4 protein-coding genes and 1 pseudogene are annotated in these 2,745 nt (G+C 37.6%); all 5 read left to right on the top strand.

Translation table 11 applies throughout. The features are described 5' to 3' along the window. Positions 1-658 (top strand): annotated as a pseudogene (locus tag ACESK1_RS02440) (hypothetical protein); the annotation flags it as partial. Between the two features lie 19 nt (positions 659-677). Beyond that, positions 678-827, top strand: coding sequence for a hypothetical protein (locus tag ACESK1_RS02435; RefSeq protein WP_372917563.1), 150 nt, complete (start codon positions 678-680; stop codon positions 825-827). Between the two features lie 57 nt (positions 828-884). Beyond that, entirely contained in the window at positions 885-1,709 is an 825-nt protein-coding gene (locus ACESK1_RS02430) for a GIN domain-containing protein (RefSeq protein WP_372917561.1), read from the top strand. Positions 1,710-1,795: 86 nt separating this feature from the next. Next, entirely contained in the window at positions 1,796-2,026 is a 231-nt protein-coding gene (locus ACESK1_RS02425; protein WP_372917559.1) for a hypothetical protein, read from the top strand. Positions 2,027-2,170: 144 nt separating this feature from the next. Next, positions 2,171-2,647 (top strand): protease complex subunit PrcB family protein, encoded by a 477-nt coding sequence (locus ACESK1_RS02420; RefSeq protein WP_372917557.1) that lies wholly within the window; start codon positions 2,171-2,173, stop codon positions 2,645-2,647. Positions 2,648-2,745 lie beyond the last annotated feature (98 nt).

Raw genomic sequence — 2,745 nt, 5'->3', positions numbered from 1 at the left:
TGTAACACCGCAGGACACCTTATACTTAAGAATGAGAAATAACCCTGATTATTCCCCCTATGCGCATCGTCGCACCGATTTTAAGATAAAATATGACGAAAATGATAATAAGGTACTGTATAGTTCAGATGTTAGATTGAATATCAAATCCACCAGAGATTCTGTGGCCAGACTGGAAGTTGTTCGTTCTGCAGAAGGGAAGGATTATGCAGATGCCCGGGATCGTGCCCGAAATATTGATTATGGGACAAGTTTTATGGGAAATGAATTGCTATTGGATTCTTATTTCACAACACCTTCAGAAAATAAATTCCGTGACCAGGAAGTTAGGCTTACCCTCCACCTTCCCGAAGGAACCAGGTTATTTGCAGATGAGAATATCTCTTCTTTTCACTGGGGTGATATCCTTAACCGTGGGGAAGAAGGCCATTATGTTGAAATAAGCAATGACGGGACGATCTGCCTGGATTGCCCTGAATTTGATGATACCGATGATGGATTTCCGGAAGACAGTACCGATAGCCTGAGAGAAACCAGCGACGAATGGGATGAAGACGACGACTTTAATGCACGAAGAGAGCAAGATAGTGGCCAGGCCAGAAACATTAAATACAAAAAGACTATAAAAATTGGAGACGGAACAATAACTATCTCCTGATAATTAAAAAACAGGAACGATGACTACACTGATAAATATTCTGATAAATATGCTGTTAGCTGCTCTTGGCTTTCAGCAGGAAGTAGTGACGGATCCCCCAACCGATCAAACTGAGATCTCGGTCCAATGCCCTGAGCCCGAAGCCGACTCAAATGTTTACAAATGTTAAGGTAGCCTCCCAAGCGGGAGGCTTTTCTTATATTTGTAGTCACCTCAATTTAAAAAGATGAAAAAATTACTACTATTATTTCTAGTTCTTAGCATAACATATTCATGCGGTTCACAAAAAGTAAAAGGCAGTCGAGATGTTACTACAGAAAGAACTAATCTCAAAGATTTTACCTCTGTAGAAATTCAGGGAGATTTTGAGGTAGGTATCAAAAAAGGAAACCGCGCCCGTATGGAAGTTGAAGCCGATGATAACCTACACAGCCTCATCCAGACAGATATCGTAGATAATACCCTGTTTATAAAAAGCAGAAAACCTATAAAAAGCAGCAAGTCTCTTGAAATAATACTCACTTTTCCCGATATTCTGGAGCGAATTTTAATTACAGATAACGTAGAATTATATTCTGATGAAGATCTGTATTTGCAGGATGTAGAATTACGCATAAACGGAAAGGCTAAAGCCTGGTTAACACTAACAGCGAGGGATTTTCAGCTTTATATGAACGACAAAACTAAAACCGAACTTAACCTTACTGCAAGTAATGCTTATTTTCAGCTAAATAGTTCCAGTGATCTCAAGGTCCTGGTTTATTCTCCTATCCTAAAAACAGATCTTTATGAAAAGGCTTCAGCTAAAATAGAGGGAGAAACCAAAGAATTTGAACTTCGTAGCGAGCATCGCACCAAATTCAAAGGGAGTAAACTCACAACAGAAAATGCTGTAATAACCGCCGAAGGTAGGTCGAAAAATGAAGTTCAGGTACTAGGCAACCTAAAACTCATCGCTAAAGATCGCGCTGAAATTGAGGTTTATGGTGATCCTAAGATCGAGATCGTGGAATTTACACAAAAAGCAGAACTTAAGAAAAAGGAGCAGTAAACCAGGTTTTTTAAGGAAGGTTAAAGTTACCCCCTGCTCTCTCCTATTTGCTTACTTTTGACCATCTAATTAAAAACAATAAAATTATGAAACACCTGTTTAAAACCGGCCTATTATTTATGGCTCTTACTCTTACTCTGGTTTCTTGTCGCGAACAAGAAGAAGAGAAATCTGAAATTGAAGAACTTATGGAAGAGGAAGATGCCAAGGTGAAAGTGAAAGATGATAAAGTAAAGGTGAAAACCGATGATAAAAAGATCAAGATCAAAACCGATGACGACGGGGAAGTAACGAAAAAGGTGAAAACCGACAATTAAAAGAAATTCCGGGAAATTTCAAATCGGTCTAATATTTAAGAGAGGAAAACAATCTGTGAGTTTTTTACAGGATTGTTTTCCTCTTTTTTTGTGTAATTTTTAAATGCCCACGCAACCATTTATTGATTCGTCCATCTATTTAATATGAAATCTGTCGAAAAGAGTCTTTCCAAAAGCTTTCTAATAATATTATCATTCTTAATTTTCACTTCCTGTAGTGAAGATGATATTCCTGATGGAGATGAAATTCAGTTTGAAAGTATAGCCCAGCATTATCTTTCAACAGGGGAAGAATTAAGGGAACAACAATTGGTAATACGCGACCGGGAAAGTTGGGAAGAATTACTCACCCAAATGGAATCAATTAATGACCAAGCTCAATATTTTAGCCGTAAAGAATTTAATTTTTCAGAAGAGATTCTGCTGGTAGTACTAGACAAATTCAGAGCAAACGGTGGACACAGCATCGAAATCCCCAAAATTTTAGAATCAGATACTCAAGTAAATGCTATTGTAAAAAAGCCTGAAAACGGCAATCCAACCACTATGGTGATGCAGCCTTATCATATCGTCAGCATAGATAAAACAAGTAAAGACATACGTTTTATTCTCAAATATTAGCCTCATTAATATAATTCAATAAAAACTAACAATGAAAAAACTCCTAAGTATCCTATTCGTTACCAGCCTGTTTATGTCCTGCCAAAAAGAAGAACCCA

The organism is Salegentibacter sp., assembly GCF_041642575.1.
Taxonomy (GTDB): Bacteria; Bacteroidota; Bacteroidia; order Flavobacteriales; family Flavobacteriaceae; genus Salegentibacter.
Note: the sequence above shows the minus strand (reverse complement) of the source record. Positions and strands in the feature narration are given on the sequence as shown.

Bases quoted from the DNA above. Each gene is read 5' to 3' on its own strand.
- ACESK1_RS02435 (WP_372917563.1), top strand. From the start codon at position 678: ATGACTACACTGATAAATATTCTGATAAATATGCTGTTAGCTGCTCTT.
- ACESK1_RS02430 (WP_372917561.1), top strand. From the start codon at position 885: ATGAAAAAATTACTACTATTATTTCTAGTTCTTAGCATAACATATTCA.
- ACESK1_RS02425 (WP_372917559.1), top strand. From the start codon at position 1,796: ATGAAACACCTGTTTAAAACCGGCCTATTATTTATGGCTCTTACTCTT.
- ACESK1_RS02420 (WP_372917557.1), top strand. From the start codon at position 2,171: ATGAAATCTGTCGAAAAGAGTCTTTCCAAAAGCTTTCTAATAATATTA.